Source organism: Streptococcus ictaluri 707-05 (assembly GCF_000188015.2).
GTDB lineage: Bacteria > Bacillota > Bacilli > Lactobacillales > Streptococcaceae > Streptococcus > Streptococcus ictaluri.
The window spans coordinates 435,994-453,307 of the sequence record NZ_AEUX02000007.1 but is presented as its reverse complement, the minus strand read 5'-3'; the positions used below and the strand labels follow the sequence as shown (position 1 = coordinate 453,307).

Annotated in this window: 10 protein-coding genes and 2 pseudogenes; 2 read left to right on the top strand and 10 right to left on the bottom strand. The window is 40.5% G+C overall.

Translation table 11 applies throughout. The features are described from left to right. Positions 1-196: 196 nt before the first annotated feature. The 7 genes and pseudogenes from STRIC_RS10015 to treP form a co-directional block, all read right to left on the bottom strand. Positions 197-1,123, bottom strand: coding sequence for a transketolase family protein (locus STRIC_RS10015; RefSeq protein WP_008090269.1), 927 nt, complete (start codon positions 1,121-1,123; stop codon positions 197-199). Beyond that, entirely contained in the window at positions 1,120-1,974 is an 855-nt protein-coding gene (locus STRIC_RS10010) for a transketolase (RefSeq protein ID WP_008089725.1), read from the bottom strand. The genes STRIC_RS10015 and STRIC_RS10010 overlap by 4 nt, the downstream gene beginning before the upstream one ends. A 3-nt stretch (positions 1,975-1,977) precedes the next feature. Next, positions 1,978-3,321 carry a PTS ascorbate transporter subunit IIC gene (locus STRIC_RS10005; protein WP_008089629.1) on the bottom strand — a complete coding sequence of 448 codons (1,344 nt, stop codon included), beginning with the start codon at positions 3,319-3,321 and terminating at the stop codon, positions 1,978-1,980. A 12-nt stretch (positions 3,322-3,333) separates the two neighbouring features. After that, positions 3,334-3,618 carry a PTS sugar transporter subunit IIB gene (locus STRIC_RS10000; RefSeq protein ID WP_008089859.1) on the bottom strand — a complete coding sequence of 95 codons (285 nt, stop codon included), beginning with the start codon at positions 3,616-3,618 and terminating at the stop codon, positions 3,334-3,336. A 3-nt stretch (positions 3,619-3,621) separates the two neighbouring features. Next, positions 3,622-5,661, bottom strand: coding sequence for a BglG family transcription antiterminator (locus STRIC_RS09995; protein ID WP_008089678.1), 2,040 nt, complete (start codon positions 5,659-5,661; stop codon positions 3,622-3,624). A 218-nt stretch (positions 5,662-5,879) separates the two neighbouring features. Beyond that, entirely contained in the window at positions 5,880-7,505 is a 1,626-nt protein-coding gene (treC, locus tag STRIC_RS09990; RefSeq protein WP_008089702.1) for an alpha,alpha-phosphotrehalase, read from the bottom strand. Between the two features lie 71 nt (positions 7,506-7,576). Then, positions 7,577-9,604 (bottom strand): annotated as a pseudogene (treP, locus tag STRIC_RS09985) (PTS system trehalose-specific EIIBC component). Between the two features lie 212 nt (positions 9,605-9,816). On the opposite strand from treP, the gene treR reads away from it, so the two are divergent. Both treR and STRIC_RS09975 read left to right on the top strand, forming a co-directional pair. Then, the gene (gene treR / locus STRIC_RS09980) at positions 9,817-10,530 is read left to right on the top strand and encodes a trehalose operon repressor (protein ID WP_040832383.1); all 714 of its coding nucleotides are present in this window, start codon (positions 9,817-9,819) and stop codon (positions 10,528-10,530) included. Between the two features lie 327 nt (positions 10,531-10,857). After that, a pseudogene (locus STRIC_RS09975) lies at positions 10,858-11,879 on the top strand (IS30 family transposase). A gap of 86 nt (positions 11,880-11,965) precedes the next feature. Here STRIC_RS09975 and STRIC_RS09970 read toward each other — a convergent pair. The 3 genes from STRIC_RS09970 to adhE all read right to left on the bottom strand — a co-directional run bounded on the left by STRIC_RS09970 (position 11,966) and on the right by adhE (position 17,254). Continuing rightward, positions 11,966-13,273, bottom strand: coding sequence for an MATE family efflux transporter (locus STRIC_RS09970; protein ID WP_040832382.1), 1,308 nt, complete (start codon positions 13,271-13,273; stop codon positions 11,966-11,968). 125 nt (positions 13,274-13,398) lie between these two features. Further along, positions 13,399-14,418: an alcohol dehydrogenase AdhP gene (gene adhP, locus STRIC_RS09965; protein ID WP_008089920.1), complete on the bottom strand. Its 1,020-nt coding sequence runs from the start codon at positions 14,416-14,418 to the stop codon at positions 13,399-13,401. Positions 14,419-14,605: 187 nt separating this feature from the next. Next, positions 14,606-17,254: a bifunctional acetaldehyde-CoA/alcohol dehydrogenase gene (gene adhE, locus STRIC_RS09960; protein ID WP_008090101.1), complete on the bottom strand. Its 2,649-nt coding sequence runs from the start codon at positions 17,252-17,254 to the stop codon at positions 14,606-14,608. Positions 17,255-17,314: the final 60 nt, after the last annotated feature.

The following is a 17,314-nucleotide window of genomic DNA, read 5'->3' as shown; positions in this document are numbered from 1 at the left end:
ATTAAGAAAAATACCTTTTGTTATTAAATTCTCCTTAAATTGACCTGACAAAAAGCAAGGACTTCTGTTGCCAAGACCTGATGCCATACCAAAGAATGAGTGACAAGAGATGGGTTAAGCCTAAACTAAAACAAAAAACCTCTCAGCCAAGCTAGCTGCTAGAGGTTTTTAAACAGAAATGTATTGCTATCTTTTCTTAAGCTAATAAGCTTTTGATACGCTTTTTGATGGCATCAGGATTGAGCTGGTACTGTTCTAGTAGGTAATCCATTTTGCCCACCTGCCCAAAGCTTTCATCAATGCCCATTCTAGAAACTGGCGTCTCTGGCTCTTGGCTGAGTAATTCACAAATAGCACTTCCAAGGCCACCAATTTGATTATGGTTTTCCACGGTCAAGACTGGTTTTCCTTTCAATTCTTGGGCCAAATCTTGTGGCAGAGGTTTGATTCTAAAGAGGTCAATCACCCCAATAGCGTAACCATCTTCTGCCAGAGCATCAGCTACTTCTAAGCAATTGCTGACCATGAGGCCAGAAGTAACAATCGTTAGGTCTTGACCCTGACGAAGGATCATATAGCCTTTTGAAAAATCATCACCTTCCTCATAAAGGGCTACCGGTGCCTTACGAATGGTTCGAATATAGTTAAGGCCATCTTGAGTTAAGGTTTCTTCTAAAACGGCTTTAAATTGGACATCATCACTAACCTCATAAACGTTTGCTTTGGGAACTAAGCGTAGCAAGCCAATTTCTTCAAAAGGCTTATGCGTCCCACCGTTCATCTCAGCACTGACACCTGCGTCTGACCCAATAATGGTAGCACTCAACTGAGCATAAGCTAGTGAAATGAAGAGTTGATCAAAAACCCGTCTTGAGGCAAAGGGGCCAAAGGTGTGCAGGTAGGGCTTATAGCCTTTGACCGCTAAACCAGCAGCCACACCAACCATTTCAGCTTCCATTATCCCAAGATTAATGTAACGCTTGCCCAAGACTTGGGCTAATTGATTAGTCGCCATCGAGCTTGATAGGTCAGCCTCTAAGACAGCTATCTTAGGCTCTTTTTGACTGGCTTCGATAAGAAAATCACGGTAAACATGACGCATTTCTTTACTCTGATGACTCATTGGCTGACCTCCAATTTTTCATGTAACACTTGAACAGCATTTTCAAGCATCCTCTTTTCTTCTGGTGTCGGTCTTAAGTGGTGATTAGCCTCCATTTTCTCCAAATCAGGCACACCTTGACCCTTAACGGTATCTGAAACGATGCATTTGGGTTTTGGACTTGATGAGACTTTAAAATTAGTAATGGTTTCATGAATAGCCTCAATATCTGAACCATTGACACGCACACTCTCAAAGCCAAAGGCCTCAAACTTAGCCACAAAGTCACCCGGACAACAAATATTTTGAGTTCTTCCATCTAGTTGCTTTTTATTGTCATCAACAGAAACCATAAAATGACTCAGCTGATGATGAGAAGCAAATTGAAAAGCTTCCCAGCACTGGCCTTCATTTAATTCACCATCGCCAACAATGGCATAGGTATAATGTTCTGATTCTTCTATCTGTTGAGCGTAAGCGATTCCTGTAGCCACACTCACCCCTTGTCCTAGAGATCCCGTTGTCATATCAACGCCAGGCGTTAGGTTACGGTCTGGATGAGAAGGCAGCCTTGTCCCATTGCTATTTAAGGAGTGCAAAAAGGTTTTATCAAAAAATCCCTTCAAATACAAGGTGCTATAGAGAGCTGGACCCGCATGGCCTTTAGATAAAACAAAGTAGTCTCGATCTTTTTGGCTAAAGAGCTCTGGCGTCATAGGCATGATATCCCCATAAAGCGTCGCTAGGACTTCTACAATAGAGAGACCACCATAGTGCCCAAAGCCTAAATGATTGAGCGTTTCAAGAGTATTAAGCCGAATCTGATCAGCAAACCGCTGTAAATCAGTTAGAGCTTTTCTTGTAAGAGCCATGGCTTACCCCTCCTTTGTTTTGGCTTTTCCTACTACTGATACACCTACTAGAAGACCTAAAATCACTAAAATACCGATTGCAATAGCTGTTGTACCACCCATATTATTGAGCGTTCCAAGAAGAATACCTGATAAGCCAAAGTCAGCATCTGAGAAAGTAGAACCTTCAAAGCCAAGACCACCTAAAACAGGCATCAAGAAAATCGGAAGGTAACTGATCAGAATCCCTTGTAAGAAAGCTCCCAAGGTTGCCCCGCGAACACCGCCCGAAGCATTACCAATAACACCGGCCGTAGCTCCACAGAAGAAATGTGGCACAACTCCTGGCAAGATAACAGTCGTTCCCGTCACAATCATAAGTACCATGCTGACAAGTCCACCAATAAAACTAGAAACAAAACCAATTAAAACCGCATTTGGTGCATATGGATAAACGATAGGACAATCCAAGGCTGGTTTAGAATGAGGCACTAATTTTTCAGAAATCCCTTTGAAGGCTGGGACAATTTCACCTAATATCAAACGTACTCCGGCTAAAATGACAAAGACACCTGCTGCGAATTGACCCGCTAATTGTAGGGCATAAACCAAACCGTGGGTACCATTAGAAAGCTCCTTAGCAATCCAAACTGGACCCACAAAAATAGCTACAATCAAGTAGATAATGGTCATAGAGATGGTAATGCTGACTGTACTATCACGCAAGAAGGACAAACTCTTTGGAAAATTAATGTCTTCTGTTGACTTAGACTTATCCCCAAATAATTGACCAACAGTTCCACTAAGCCAATAACCTAAAGAACTAAAGTGCCCCAAGGCAACCTTGTCATTACCAGTTAGCTGAATCATGAATTTTTGAACAAAAGCAGGGGACACACTCATGATAATCCCTAAAGCCAAACCACCAAATAAAATAAGAGGAAGGGATTTAAAGCCTGCTACAGACATAATAACGGCAATCATACAAGCCATGTAAAGAGTATGGTGGCCAGTCAAGAAAATATACTTAAATTTAGTGAAGCGCGCAATCAGGATATTAAAAATCATCCCTGCAAACATGATTAAAGCAGTGGCAGAACCATAAGTGGTTAAGGCAACCGCAACGATAGCTTCATTATTTGGCACAACCCCAGATAAGTGAAAGGCATGCTCAAACAGCTTACCAAAAGGGTTCAGAGAACTTTGAATAATACCCGCACCACCTGAAACCACTAAGAAACCAACAAAAGTTTTAATGCCACCTTTTACAATATCAGGAACAGCTTTTTTCTGAAGTAACAAGCCAACAATGGCAATCAAGGCTACTAAAATAGCTGGTGTACTGGCAATATCTACTAAAAATGTCATGCTTATCTCCTTCTAGATAAGGCCTTTTTCTTGGCAAATGTCTTTGACCAAGGCACTTAATTCATCCATATCAATAATACTATTTAAGATGCGCACGTCTCCTAAATGACCTGCAGAATCCTCTAAATCACGCCCCACAATCCAGATATCTGCTGCATTGGGATCAGCACCACCTAAGTCATAGTGCTCCACTTCGACACCTGTCACTCCTAAATCGCGCAATACCGATTCGATGTTCATCTGAACCATGAAACTAGATCCTAATCCTGAACCACAAGCTGTACCAATTCTTAACATTCCTTATACCTCCTCTGAAATAATAGTTGTAATATCCTGATAGGATGTTGACCTAAGTAATTGAGCGACCTTCCCATTGTCGCGTAAAATCGTTGTCAGTTGAGACAGTGCTTTTAAGTGTGTCTCATTATCGATAGCTGCAATACAAATCAACAAGTGAATTTCTTGTTTGGTGTCATCTAGCAAAAAAATGGGGTTATCCAAAACCAACATGGACATGCCTACTTCTTTGACCCCATCTTCAGGTCGGGCATGCGGAATAGCAATGCCTTTACCCAAATTGATAAAAGGGCCGAAATCTTCTACCTTTTGGATCATAGCTTCTGGATAGCTTGCTTCTATCTGACCACCATCTAACAAAGGTTTCGCAGCCAAGCGGATGGCCTCTTTCCAATCTAGGGAATCAGTCGTAAACTGATAGGTTTTTGGGGTTATTAATTCATTTAGCACGGGTCTATAATCCTTTCGTTTAAAATCTTGCCTTAAATAAGTTTTTAAAGCGATGCGTAGTTCATCTTCTTGGTTAACGGTCACAAAGGGGCTGATCACATCAAGCAAACGATCTGTTTCGATATCTCTACCGATTTCTGGAAAATCCTGACTGACTAGCTTCACTAATTGAAGGCTTTGCTCATCCGTCATCACCATAGGAACCAAATAAGAAGGCTTAGTTGTTTCTAAAGGAAGGGTTGAAAAAATCAAGTCATAACAGGACTTATCCATCTGATCCAATTGATCAATCCTTGAAATGCCTTGAAAAGCAATCTCAGGAAATAAGACTTTCAAATTTTCTTTGATAATCAAAGAGGAGCTGACACCATTGGGACAAATAATAACGGCCTTATAGGGCTTGTCTGATGCTTCCTTAACGGTTTTCAAATAGCCACCAAAATGCAAGACAAAATAAGAAATCTCACTATCTGGAATAGGACAATTGAGTTCTTGAGCTAGCGGTTGTAAGGCCTGCTGAACCAAATCAAAGAGGTCTGCGTAGCTTTCTTTGATGCGTAAGGTGTAGTCATTATGACTAGGTAAGCCATAACGCAAGCGGTAATAAGCAGGCACTAGATGTCTCTTTAAGTCAGTCTTTAGTTGATCTATTTGTTGAAAATTGAGAAGAGCTACCGTCTGTATCTGATTAATAATAGCCACGGTCAGATTGTCAAAGAATTGATCACTAACATCACCTTCCCCCTCAAAACAGCCGGCTAAGAGAAGGCTAAAGTAGTGATGGTCCTCTTTCTGGTAAGACTCAGGCTGTTCAAAGTCCGTCAAAATGGTAGACAACAGCAAGGTCGTTAACTGCTGCAATTGCTCAGAGACCAATAAAGGCTCTACCTTGACCGACTCCTTGACTCGCTGATAGCGACAAGCCATAAAAAGAATGGCATAAAGCCCTTCTTGCAAACGGTCCAAGATAGGAGACATCTGAAAAGTTTGATAATAATCTTTGACGCTTTGACTAACCCTCTCAAAAGATACTGGATAGTTCCATGAGGCTAAAACATAGTCCAAAGCCCACAAGCCAATCGAGGAGGTCAACGGCTGACTAATAGTTGCCATTGCCAACTGATGCTTTTGCCTTTCTGGTCCGACCAAGATATAGCCTGTCGAGCAACTATAGTTTAAAGCCAAACCAAAATTAGCCATTTTTGCCCTCAAGGCTTTGATATCCGTCAAAGTTGTGTTTTTACTGACTTTTAGAAAATCTTGATAGTGCGTATTGGACACAAACTCTTTCCGACAAAAGGTATAAAGGTAAATCAGATTAATCCGCTCAGCCTGTGACAAGTAGATTTGCTCAGCATTTAAGGGCTCAAAAATCTGCTCAGAAGCCTCTTTTAATTCCTGACTGATCTGGTAATGCGATTGACTGATTCCTATAAGTGGGAAATGATGCTCCTTTAAAAAGTGATTAAGATCACCAATACGCTCCTCAATCTCTTTGATTGAAAATTTGGTTTTAACACTCAATTCATACCGCGTTAACTCGCGATAAGACATCAAGGTCATCAAAATGACCACTGCTTTGTTATCAACCATTTACTTTCCTTTCTGAATTTATTCTATCGAAAACGGTTACAATAAACTAGACCCTATTGGGCACAATTTCTCTCTCATCACACTTGGGCTCATTTGGGCTCAAAGAAAGCCCCAATCAGCCACAAACTATTTCCAGTTTAGCATAAGAGAAGCTAGTCAGTGGTTTAGAACTATTTTGGGGAAATGAAAAAACCTAGGTTTTTCAACCTAGGAAGGGCTTAATTGGCTAGAATAGCTACTGTTTGGTAAGGGGCTAACCTGATCTTATCTGTTAGCTGCGCTAGGGGATAATTACTGATGAGGACTTGGCCATTTTGGTAAGCCTTAGGCAGTTCTAATTCAAGCTTATCAGGGTAAAAATGATTTAAGACTAATAGGCTTTGACCATCTAATTGATGTTCAAAGGCATAAACCTTGTCACTGTCCTTGTAAGCTGCTGTATAATCTCCCTCTGCAATGATTGGCAATTCCTTACGAAGACGGATTAAGATTTGGTAAAAAGGAAAAATCTTGCCACTTTTTTCGTTGGCCACATTAATGGTCTGATAAGATTTGCCAGCCTTCAAACAAGGTGTCACTTGTGAAAAACCGGCATTGTCACTAGCATCCCATTGCATAGGCGTCCTTGCATTATCGCGAGACTTGGCCTTAATGATTTGGAAGGCTTCTTGTGCTGTTTTTCCTTCTTCTAAGAGCATTTGATGGGCGTTGAGACTCTCAATATCAACGTAGTCTACCATTGACTCATAGTCTGGATCAAGCATGCCGATTTCTTCTCCCATATAGATATAAGGCGTTCCACGTGATAGGTGTATAGAAGCCGCTAGCATGGTTGCTCCTTCCTCACGGAAATTGGCCACATCTACAAAGCGATTAAGGGCCCTTGGCTGGTCATGGTTGTTATAGAAAAGGGCATTCCAGCCATTTCCCTGACTCATGCCTTCACCCCAAGCGTGAAACAAGTCACGTAAAGCGATAAAATCGAAGGCCATCAGTGTCCACTTCTGACCCTTGTCATAATCGACCTTCAAATGATGGAAATTAAAGGCCATCGATAACTCTTCACGCTCTGGTGCCGTATATAAAAGACAATGCTCAATTGTAGTCGCAGACATCTCCCCAACCGTCATAAAAGTCTCATCTTGACCAAAGCTAGCCTGATTCATCATGTGAAGGTAGTCATGGGTGATGGGTCTATCAGTATAGGCTGGCTTTCCATCATTGATTGGGCAATCTTTTAGGACCTCATCTTTACCAATGAGATTAATGACATCAAATCGAAAACCTTTGACGCCTTTGTCTCGCCAAAAATTGACCACTTCAAAGAGCTCCTGACGCACATTAGGATTACGCCAATTGAGGTCTGCTTGACTGATGTCAAAGAGATGCAAATAATATTTGCCAGTATCCCCAAAAGGTGCCCAGGCAGAGCCTCCGAATTTGGATACCCAATCTGTCGGTTCATCTCTTAAAATAAAGAAATCTTGGTAATAAGAATCCCCAGCTAAGGCTTTTTGGAACCAAACATGGTCTGTCGAACAGTGATTCAAGACCATATCTAACATGAAATCAATCTCATAATCTCTCCCAGCTGCCACCAATGCTTCAAAATCAGCCATGGTTCCAAACTCTGGATTAACCGCCTTATAGTCAGACACGTCATAGCCATTGTCTCGTTGAGGACTTGGGTAAAAAGGGTTTAACCATATCATGTCAATACCAAGCTCACTCAAATAAGGGAGTTTCTCTATAATTCCTCTTAAATCTCCAACCCCATTTCCTGTGGTATCTTTGTAAGATTTTGGGTAAATTTGATAAACTACTTTTCTTTTGTCTATTGTCATCTCTTATCCTCTTTTAAAAATGACTAGGGGGAACTGCTTCCAGTTCCCTCATGCCATTATTAGCCTTACCTTTAGGCCTTATGAACACTCATCAAGTCTTCTTGACGTTGAATCTGACCTGGTAGTGGGCCTTCAATCTCCACAGTCAAGTCTTCTTGATTAGTAATGATAACTGGCGTTTCTGTAGCGTAACCAGCTGCTTCAATACTAGCTATATCAAAGCTTATGAGTTTATCACCAGCTTTAACCATATCGCCTTGCTTAACGTGCGTTTCAAATCCTTTACCTGAAAGGTTAACAGTATCCATGCCGATATGCATTAAGAGTTCGATACCATTATCTGTTACTAAACCAATAGCGTGTTTTGACGATAATAGAACCGTTACTTGACCATCAACAGGTGACACTAAGAGTCCCTCACTCGGTTGAATCAAAACACCTTTACCCATAACACCTTGAGCAAATACTGAATCTTGAGCTTCAGATAGGGGTTTAAGCTGACCAGTTAAAGGGCTTTTTAAGTGGATACTTTTTTCCTGACTCACGGCGTTAGCAACCACAGTTGCTTGAGAAGTTGATTTTACCTGTTCTTCAGGAGCTTTAGCCTCATCTTCTGTTTTCGTCATGATTCCTGATTTTCGGAAAAAAATGGTGAGAAGCATTGGCACAAGAATAGCCACCGCCATACAGATGAAGAAAGGAAGCATGTACTTCGCATTAATAGACATGAAACCTGGCAAGCCACCCACTCCGATGGCATTGGCCTGAACGTTCATCGATGTTGACAGTAAGCCAGCAATTCCAGAACCAATCATACCAGCTACAAAAGGATAGATATACTTAAGGTTGACCCCAAAAAGGGCAGGCTCTGTTACGCCTAAGTAGGCAGAAATAGTCGCTGCAAGCGAAACTTCTGCTTCTCGCTCATCATGGCGATTCATGATATAGTAAGCCAAAACGGCAGATCCTTGAGCAATATTAGACAGGGCAATCATTGGCCAAAGTCCTGTTGTACGACTTGCCGTATCCGTAATCAATTGTGTATCAATGGCATTAGTCATGTGGTGAAGTCCGGTAATAACTAAAGGCGCATAAAGGGCACCAAAGATGGCACCAAAGAGCCACTTAACGGGACCAGTTAAACCAGCAAGAACCACAAAGGAAATACCTTTACCAATAGTCCACCCTAGAGGTCCTAAAATAGTATGCGCTAAAATAAGAGCTGGTACTAGAGATAAGAAAGGCACAAAAATCATCGAAATGACTTCTGGAATACGTTTACGCCAGAAAATTTCAAGATAAGCAAGGGATAACCCAGCTAGTAAAGCGGGAATGACCTGTGATTGATACCCAATTCTATTAATGGTAAAGAATCCAAAATCCCAAACCCAGTTCTTAGCGATTTAAGCTGCCGGTGTTCCTGCTACAGCATAGGCATTCAGTAGTTGTGGTGATACCAAACAGATCCCTAAAACAATCCCTAAAATTTGAGTTGTTCCCATTTTACGGGTTACGGACCAAGTAATCCCAACTGGCAAGAAGTGAAAAATAGCCTCACCCGGTAACCATAAGAAACTATTAACGCCGCTCCAAAATGGCGAGACATTGACAATGGTATTCCAAACAGGATTCTTAGCTGCATCAAAGACAAGCTTCCCATTCTCCATTTGTTGGCCTAAAAACTGAAAATGAACCCCTTCAAGAATATTTCGAAAGCCTAAAATCAAACCACCTACAATAATAGCTGGAATAATAGGTGTAAAGATTTCTGCCAGCATCGTCATGACCCGCTGAAGAGGGTTTTGATTACTCTTTGCAGCTGATTTAGCCGCTTCTTTTGACACACCCTCAATGCCTGAAACAGCCGTAAAATCATTGTAAAAAACAGGCACATCATTCCCGATGATGACTTGGAATTGTCCGGCATTCGTAAAGGTTCCTTTGACCGAAGGAATGCGTTCAATCTCTTTTACCTTGGCTTTGCTGTTATCATCCAAAACAAAGCGCATGCGTGTAGCACAGTGTGTGACAGCCTTGATGTTTTCTTTTCCACCCACAGCGGTAAGAAGACTCCTAGCATCGTGTTCAAATTTTCCCATTTGATTTCCCCTAATTTTTCTATTGCTAGCCTAAAAGCTTAAGCAATGTGACCTGTATCAACCCATTCCAAATAAGAAGGATTCTGACACTTTTATTGTAATCGATTACAAATTTGTAGGCAAGTTGTTTGCACACAAAAAGGCTTTATTTTGGTAAAATAAGGTGTGTTGTATGTAAAAAAATAGACAAGTCAGAAAGAATGCATAATCATATGAAAAAATACCAAGCCATTTATAAAGATTTGGAAGAAAGGATTAGCAAGGACTATTACCAAGAAGGTGATTTCCTTCCCACCGAAATGGAGTTAGCCACAGCTTACGAGGCTAGCCGTAACACTGTCCGAAAGGCACTATCTCTGCTAAATAAAGCTGGTTTAATAACAAAAAAACAAGGTCGGGGCATACAAGTCATTAAACATCATCAAATCCTATTTCCCATATCAGAATTGACCAGCTACCAAGAATTAGTAACTTATTTTAATATGGATTCTAAAACCAATGTCATCGCCATTGACAAACTGATTGTTGATCAAAAGCTCTCTAAACTAACAGGATTTAGCGTCAATAGTCTAGTTTGGCGAATCACAAGACAACGCGTAGTAGAAGGAGTTGCTTCTGTTTTAGATATTGATTATCTCTATAAAGAAAAAGTTCCTCTGATGACCAGAGAGATTGCCGAACACTCCATCTACCATTATTTAGAAAAGGACTTGCATTTGGCTATTGATTTTGCCTTAAAAGAGGTTACTATTGACCAAGTGACTGATCGTGATAAAATCCTGCTAGATTTAGGTTCTGACCAACATGTGGTTTCAGTCAAATCAAAAGTTTACTTATCTAATAACGACCAATTCCAATTTACCGAAAGTCGTCATAAACTGGAAAAATTCAAATTCTTAGACTTTGCCAGACGCCAACCCAAATAAGCAAAATAAGCAAAATAAGCAAAATAAGCAAAATAAACACAAAAAAAGCCTTACAAGAATACTTGCAAGGCTTTTTCTTTTTCTTAACTTTGAGTTGCCCCATCATTAACTGTGTTATTGTAAGTGAGAACACTTACTTGACCTGGGTTTCTGTTTTCTGAAACAGACTTGATAATATATTATCATACTTGATAGAGAGATGCAAGTTATTTCTCAAAAAAAATTTATTTTTTTCTTCTCCCCGCGTTGTAAAATGAAGTGCAACAAAAAAGACATGTTCGTCTGATATACTAGAATTCCCCAATTCAGTATGGAAAGCAGATGAACATGTCCAACATTAATTCTACCAGAAAATCATCCTATTCTCATCTTTCAGCCACAGAACGGGGTGAAATTGCTGCTTATCTTAAAATGGGAAAGAAACCCGCTGAGATTGCTCGACTCTTGGGTCGTCACCGTTCTACAATCTGCCGAGAAATAAAACGTGGTTCAGTAGAACAGGTAAAGGATAAGAATGGAAAACAAACCTTCTTCAACGCCTATTTCGCTGATAGTGGGCAACGTGTCTATGAAACCAATCGTCAAAAGAGTTCTTATCTCAAGTTGAATGACTGCTCCGCTAGGTTCATTGAACAATTAGAATCTGCCTTGACGGCTAACATTCGTCTCCATAGTGTGGATAGTTTTGTTCAGACTTACAAAGTGAACCATCCTGAAGAAGTCGTCCCCTCTACCAAAACGATTTATCGTTATATCAAAGAGGGGGTATTAGCTATTAAACCAATCGATTTGCCTAAGATGGTTAGTATCAGAAAACGTTCTAAGAAAGTCATGAAGACGAATAAGAAGACTTTAGGTAAATCTATCGAAGAACGTCCAGAATATATTAATGATCGTTCTGAATTTGGGCATTGGGAGATTGATTTGGTTCTCGGCAAGAAACCAAAGGTGAAGCTGTTATGTTGACTTTGGTAGAGCGCCAGACACGCTATGCACTAGGAGTTAAGCTAGAAGACAAGCAGTCCCAAACCATTAACCGTGCTGTCACGCATCTCATCAGTCAGTATCCTATTGCATCCATCACAGCGGATAATGGTTCTGAGTTTAGTTTACTCTCAAACTTAGAAGCTGTTGAAGTTTACTTTGCACATCCCTATTCTTCACATGAGAGAGGAAAAAACGAGAACTTCAATGGCCTCCTCAGAGAATATGTCCCTAAAGGAGTCTCACTTAATCCACTAACCTCTGAAGAACTTGACAATTATATTACTGCCATCAATGAGCGCCCAAGACGACTTCTTCAATATCAATCCTCAAAATTCCTGTTTGAGCTATCCCGAACAGCTTAACATCTGGAACTCTAGTTATCTATGAACTGGTTGCACTTGACTTGACAACTTGCGTTTTTTCTTCTCTCCTAAAAATAAGACCTTAATCACTTGTCACTTATGCTCTTCAAAGGAGAGTTATACTCCTTTTTAAAACGATAAGCCAAGTAAAACCAACGAATCGAATTATCTAAAACTGTAGCTAGCCAAACTCCTGCTAATCCATAACCTAAAACAATACCAATAATATAACCAAAAATGATACGAATGAACCACATGCCAACAGTAGTGGCATAAAAAGGAAACTGAGCCTTCCCCATGCCCTGCCAGACAGCCGTATAAATCAAGGTTCCTGCCGTTGCAGGAACTCCAATTAATGAAAAAAGGAGAACAATCATACTAGCCCTATGAGCTTGAAAATCTCTTGTAAACAAAGGAATCAAGGTTGGGCCCACGAGGTAGCTTGCTATTGCCATAACAAACATCATAAGTGTCGCCAAAAAGAAGGTTTCTCTAATCGTTTCTCGCATATCTTGCAGTTGCCGACTCCCTAATTGTCCCGCGACTAAAATCACTGTTGCTGTCGACATAGCAATCCCAGGCATGTAGTTAAATTGAGTCAAGGTTTCTCCAATAGCATTTCCTGCTAACACCTTTGTTCCAAATTGGACAATGATTGCAATAATCAGCACATCACCAGCTCGCATCATCAATCGTTCACCAGCTGCGGGAAGTGACAAGCTAAAGACCGCTTTATCGATTGGTCCCTTACCCATTTCTTGCCAAATAGCTTTTAAGGGCAGAAACGAAGCTAACAGTAAAACCCCAACAAATCGTGAGATAACTGTTGACCAAGCTACTCCTAGAATTCCCAGATTGAACACATAAATTGATAGAGCTGATAATAGAGCATTGAGCAGATTAATGAAGAAACTAACTCGCATAGGAATCCGAGCTAAGCCTTGTGCTCGAATAATAGCTCCTAAACTAGTCAATAATCCAAGACTGACAATCATACCACCTACAACAGCTAAATAGCTCCCACCCATAGCCGTAACTGCTGCATCAGCACCTAGAAAGCTAAGCATGGCTTCTTGACCAAAAAGTGAGATTAGTCCTAACACCACTGAAAATCCCAGAGTAACCATAATAGCATCAGCCATATACTTGACTGGCTTAAGCTGATTATTTTCTCCCAAACTCCTAGCAATTAAGCTAGAGACTGCTACGCCTAAAGCAATGAAAATAGCTTGATAAATAGTAATAATATTATTTGCAATAGAAACTCCCGAGACCGCTACAAGACTAATCTGGGCCACTAAGTAATTATCTACCATTCCCATAAGCATTTGTAACATGTTTTCTACCATTGCTGGTAAGGCTAATCTCAGGATATCTTTCTTTTTTCTTATCATTTACACTGCCAATCTTTTAGAAATCACTAGAAAACTGCCTCTCTCACATTTCTAGTCTTCAAATTATTGTATCACAAAAAGACAAATCAAAAAGAGCTAAGTTATAACCTAGCTCCTTTGCTTTTTTAGGCTAAGGTGAAATATAAGACCTTACGCCCTTGAATCAATCCTTTTTCCATTTCGTCAAAGACTTGAGGCGCCGTATCAACTGGAACTTTTTCAACTACTGGCACCACTAAGCCTTCTGCCCCAAAAGCAAAAGCCTCCGCCAGATCTTTACGCGTTCCCACTAGAGATCCGACTACTCGAATACCATCTAAAACTGTTTTAACAATAGATAATTCCATATACTCAGATGGAAGTCCAACAGCTACAACAGTACCACCAGCCCTAACACTGTCGATAGCTTGATTAAAAGCTACCTTAGAAACGGCTGTGACCACTGCCCCATGACAACCACCCGTTTTTTCTTGAATAAAGGCAGCGACATCTTCAACTTCTTTCCCATTAACAACAATATCAGCGCCAAGTTTTTTAGCTAACTCTAATTTATCATTATTAATATCAACCGCTACTACATGAGCATTGAAGACTTTTTTAGCATATTGTACAGCTAGGTTTCCTAACCCTCCTGCTCCGAAGACAACAATCCATTGACCAGGTGCAGCATCTGATTCTTTAATCGCTTTATAGGTAGTCACTCCCGCACATGTTATGGAAGAAGCTTGAGCCGAATCTAAACTATCAAGAACTTTGACAGCATAGTCAGCAGTAACAAGAGCATACTCACTCATTCCGCCATCAACAGAATAGCCTGCATTTTTCACCGAACGGCAGAGGGTCTCGCGACCAGTTGTGCAATACTCACAGTAACCACATCCTTCAAAAAACCAAGCGATAGAAACCCGATCTCCAATCTTAAGAGAAGTGACTCCCTCACCTAATTCCTCGACGATTCCAATACCCTCATGCCCAAGAATACGACCAGGAACCTCCCCAAAATCGCCATGAGCAACGTGCAAATCCGTATGACAAACACCACAATACTCTACTTTTACAAGAGCTTGACCATAAGCTGGTTTTGGTTTTTGACAATCAATCACCTCAACACCAGAACTGGTCTCATTGACAACAACAGCTTTCATATATACCTCCAAAAGGATCAAATATTAGAATTGTAACCGTTTTCTACGCAATATTGTACAATTCACTATCATGTTTGTCAAACAAATTTCTTACTTTTCTCAAAAAAAATTTGCAATTTAATTAATCAGTTAACTTTTTGAAATCCACAAAAAAGGAGTAGGAAATCCTACTCCTTTACATCACATCTTATTTTAAGCGTCCTGGACGTTCTGCATAACCATAGTAAGCATCAGCCATGATTTCTTCCATGTCAGCTACCATTGGTAAGCGTGGGTTAGCTGGTGAGCATTGGTCTTCGTAAGCAAGAAGAGCAACTTCATGTAAGCTATCCATCCAAACTTTTTCATCGATCCCTTGATCTTTGAAGTTCATCTTGATTCCAACAGCAACACCAAGATCATAAACGGCTTTAGCATATGATTGTACAGCTTCTTCTGGAGTAGATGCTGGTAATCCTAACATACGAGCGATGTCTTGGAATTTTTCATCAGCTTTCCAGTAGTTGTATTTTGGCCAAGTAGTTGTTTTGCTTGGACGAGTACCATTGTAACGGATAACATATGGAAGCAAGATAGCATTTGTACGACCGTGAACAGTGTGGTGAGCCCCACCAATTTTGTGAGCCATAGAGTGGCTCATACCAAGGAAGGCGTTGGCAAAGGCCATACCTGCCATTGTAGAAGCGTTATGCATTTTTTCACGAGCTTCCACATCATTGTCAAGCACTGATTTTTTAAGGTAATCAAAGACAAGTTTGATTGCTTGAAGCGCAAGTCCATCAGTATAGTCATTAGCAAAGTTAGACGTATAAGCTTCAGTAGCATGAGTAAGGACGTCCATACCTGTATCTGCTGCAATGAAACCTGGAACAGATTCAACCAATGCAGGGTCAACAATTGCAAGTGTTGGTGTCAATGAGTAGTCAGCAAGTGGGTATTTACGGTTGTTTGCTTTATCAGAAACAACGGCAAATGGTGTTACTTCTGAACCAGTACCTGAAGTTGTTGGAATACCGATGTATTTCGCTTTTTTACCAAGTGCAGGGAATTTGAAGGCACGTTTACGGATATCCATGAATTTTTGGACAAGGTCACGGAAGTCAACTTCTGGTTGTTCGTAGAAGAGCCACATGATTTTAGCCGCATCCATTGGAGAACCACCACCAAGAGCAATAATTGTATCTGGTTCAAAAGCACGCATCACTTGTGCACCACGTTGAACAGTTGTGATATCTGGATCTGGCTCAACATCTGAGAAGATTTGAATCGCAACTTTATTGTTACGAAGGTTCAATTGGTCGATAACACGTTGAACAAAACCAAGTTTTTCGATGGATTTGTCAGTAACGATCATAACACGTTCCATACCTTCACATGTTTGAAGGTATTGAATTGAATTGCGCTCGAAGTAAATTTTTGAAGGAACTTTAAACCATTGCATATTATTTCTACGTTTCCCTACTTTCTTGATGTTAAGAAGGTTGATAGCACTAACGTTATCACCAACTGAGTTACGTCCATATGAACCACAACCAAGTGTTAATGATGGAATGAAGGCATTGTAAACGTCACCGATACCACCAAACGTAGATGGAGAATTCCAGATGATACGCATTGCTTTCATTTCAGTACCGAAACGTTTAGCAAGCTCTTCATCTTTAGTATGGATAGCAGCTGAGTGCCCAAGTCCGTTAAATTCAACCATTTGGCGAGCTTTTTTAAGACCATCTTCAACATCATCAGCTTTAAGAACTGCAATAACTGGAGATAATTTTTCACGTGTTAATGGTTCATTAACACCAACTTCAGCACATTCTGCTGCAAGAATATTAGTTCCTTCTGGAACTTTAAAGCCTGCTTGTTCTGCAATCCAAGTTGCTGGTTTACCAACGATATCTGCGTTTAGTTTAGCACCAGCACAGTTTTCACTGTTTGCTTTTGAACCAAAACAGAATTCTTCAAGAAGAGCTTTTTCTTTTTTATTAACAAAGTAAGTTTTGTAAGATTTGAATTCTTCGATAAAGTCGTTGTAGATTTCTTTGTCAACGATAACTGCTTGTTCTGACGCACAAACCATACCATTGTCAAATGATTTAGACATAACAATATCATGAGCAGCTTGACGGATATCAGCTGATTTTTCAATGTAGGCAGGGACGTTACCAGCACCCACACCAAGAGCAGGTTTACCACATGAGTAAGCCGCACGAACCATGGCATTACCACCTGTAGCAAGGATTGTTGCAATACCATCATGATTCATCAAAGCACCAGTTGCTTCCATAGATGGCTCTGAAATCCATTGGATACAGTTTTCAGGAGCACCGGCAGCAATAGCCGCATCACGAACAATTTGTGCCGCATGAGCTGATGATTCTTGAGCTGATGGATGGAAACCAAATACGATTGGATTACGTGTTTTAAGGGCAATCAATGATTTAAAGATTGCTGTAGAAGTTGGGTTAGTTGTTGGTGTAACTCCACAGATAACACCGACTGGTTCAGCAATTTTAGTAAGTCCTGTGATAGGATCATCTTCGATAACACCAACAGTTTTTACACCGCGCATGTTATTAACTACGTGCTCACAAGCAAAAAGATTTTTAGTAGCTTTATCTTCAAACACACCACGACCAGTTTCTTCAAAAGCATGCATAGCCAAGATACCGTGGGCATCAAGTGCTGCAACAGAAGCTTTTGCCACAATGTAGTCCACTTGTTCTTGGTTTAATTGACGGAATTCGTCTAAAGCCACCAAGCCTTTTTGAACAAGTCCATCAACATGTACTTGTGCTGCTTGCATCCTTTGTTCTGGTGTTAGGTTTTGTTCAGCCATATGATTCTCCTCTAGAAACTGTTTGTTAAATGTTTCGCAAAATTATTTACAAGATTATTA

What these genes read in the sequence shown, in the direction of transcription:
- STRIC_RS10015 (WP_008090269.1), bottom strand. Translation starts at nt 1,123, where the DNA reads ATGAGTCATCAGAGTAAAGAAATGCGTCATGTTTACCGTGATTTTCTT.
- STRIC_RS10010 (WP_008089725.1), bottom strand. Translation starts at nt 1,974, where the DNA reads ATGGCTCTTACAAGAAAAGCTCTAACTGATTTACAGCGGTTTGCTGAT.
- STRIC_RS10005 (WP_008089629.1), bottom strand. Translation starts at nt 3,321, where the DNA reads ATGACATTTTTAGTAGATATTGCCAGTACACCAGCTATTTTAGTAGCC.
- STRIC_RS10000 (WP_008089859.1), bottom strand. Translation starts at nt 3,618, where the DNA reads ATGTTAAGAATTGGTACAGCTTGTGGTTCAGGATTAGGATCTAGTTTC.
- STRIC_RS09995 (WP_008089678.1), bottom strand. Translation starts at nt 5,661, where the DNA reads ATGGTTGATAACAAAGCAGTGGTCATTTTGATGACCTTGATGTCTTAT.
- treC (WP_008089702.1), bottom strand. Translation starts at nt 7,505, where the DNA reads ATGACAATAGACAAAAGAAAAGTAGTTTATCAAATTTACCCAAAATCT.
- treR (WP_040832383.1), top strand. Translation starts at nt 9,817, where the DNA reads ATGAAAAAATACCAAGCCATTTATAAAGATTTGGAAGAAAGGATTAGC.
- STRIC_RS09970 (WP_040832382.1), bottom strand. Translation starts at nt 13,273, where the DNA reads ATGATAAGAAAAAAGAAAGATATCCTGAGATTAGCCTTACCAGCAATG.
- adhP (WP_008089920.1), bottom strand. Translation starts at nt 14,418, where the DNA reads ATGAAAGCTGTTGTTGTCAATGAGACCAGTTCTGGTGTTGAGGTGATT.
- adhE (WP_008090101.1), bottom strand. Translation starts at nt 17,254, where the DNA reads ATGGCTGAACAAAACCTAACACCAGAACAAAGGATGCAAGCAGCACAA.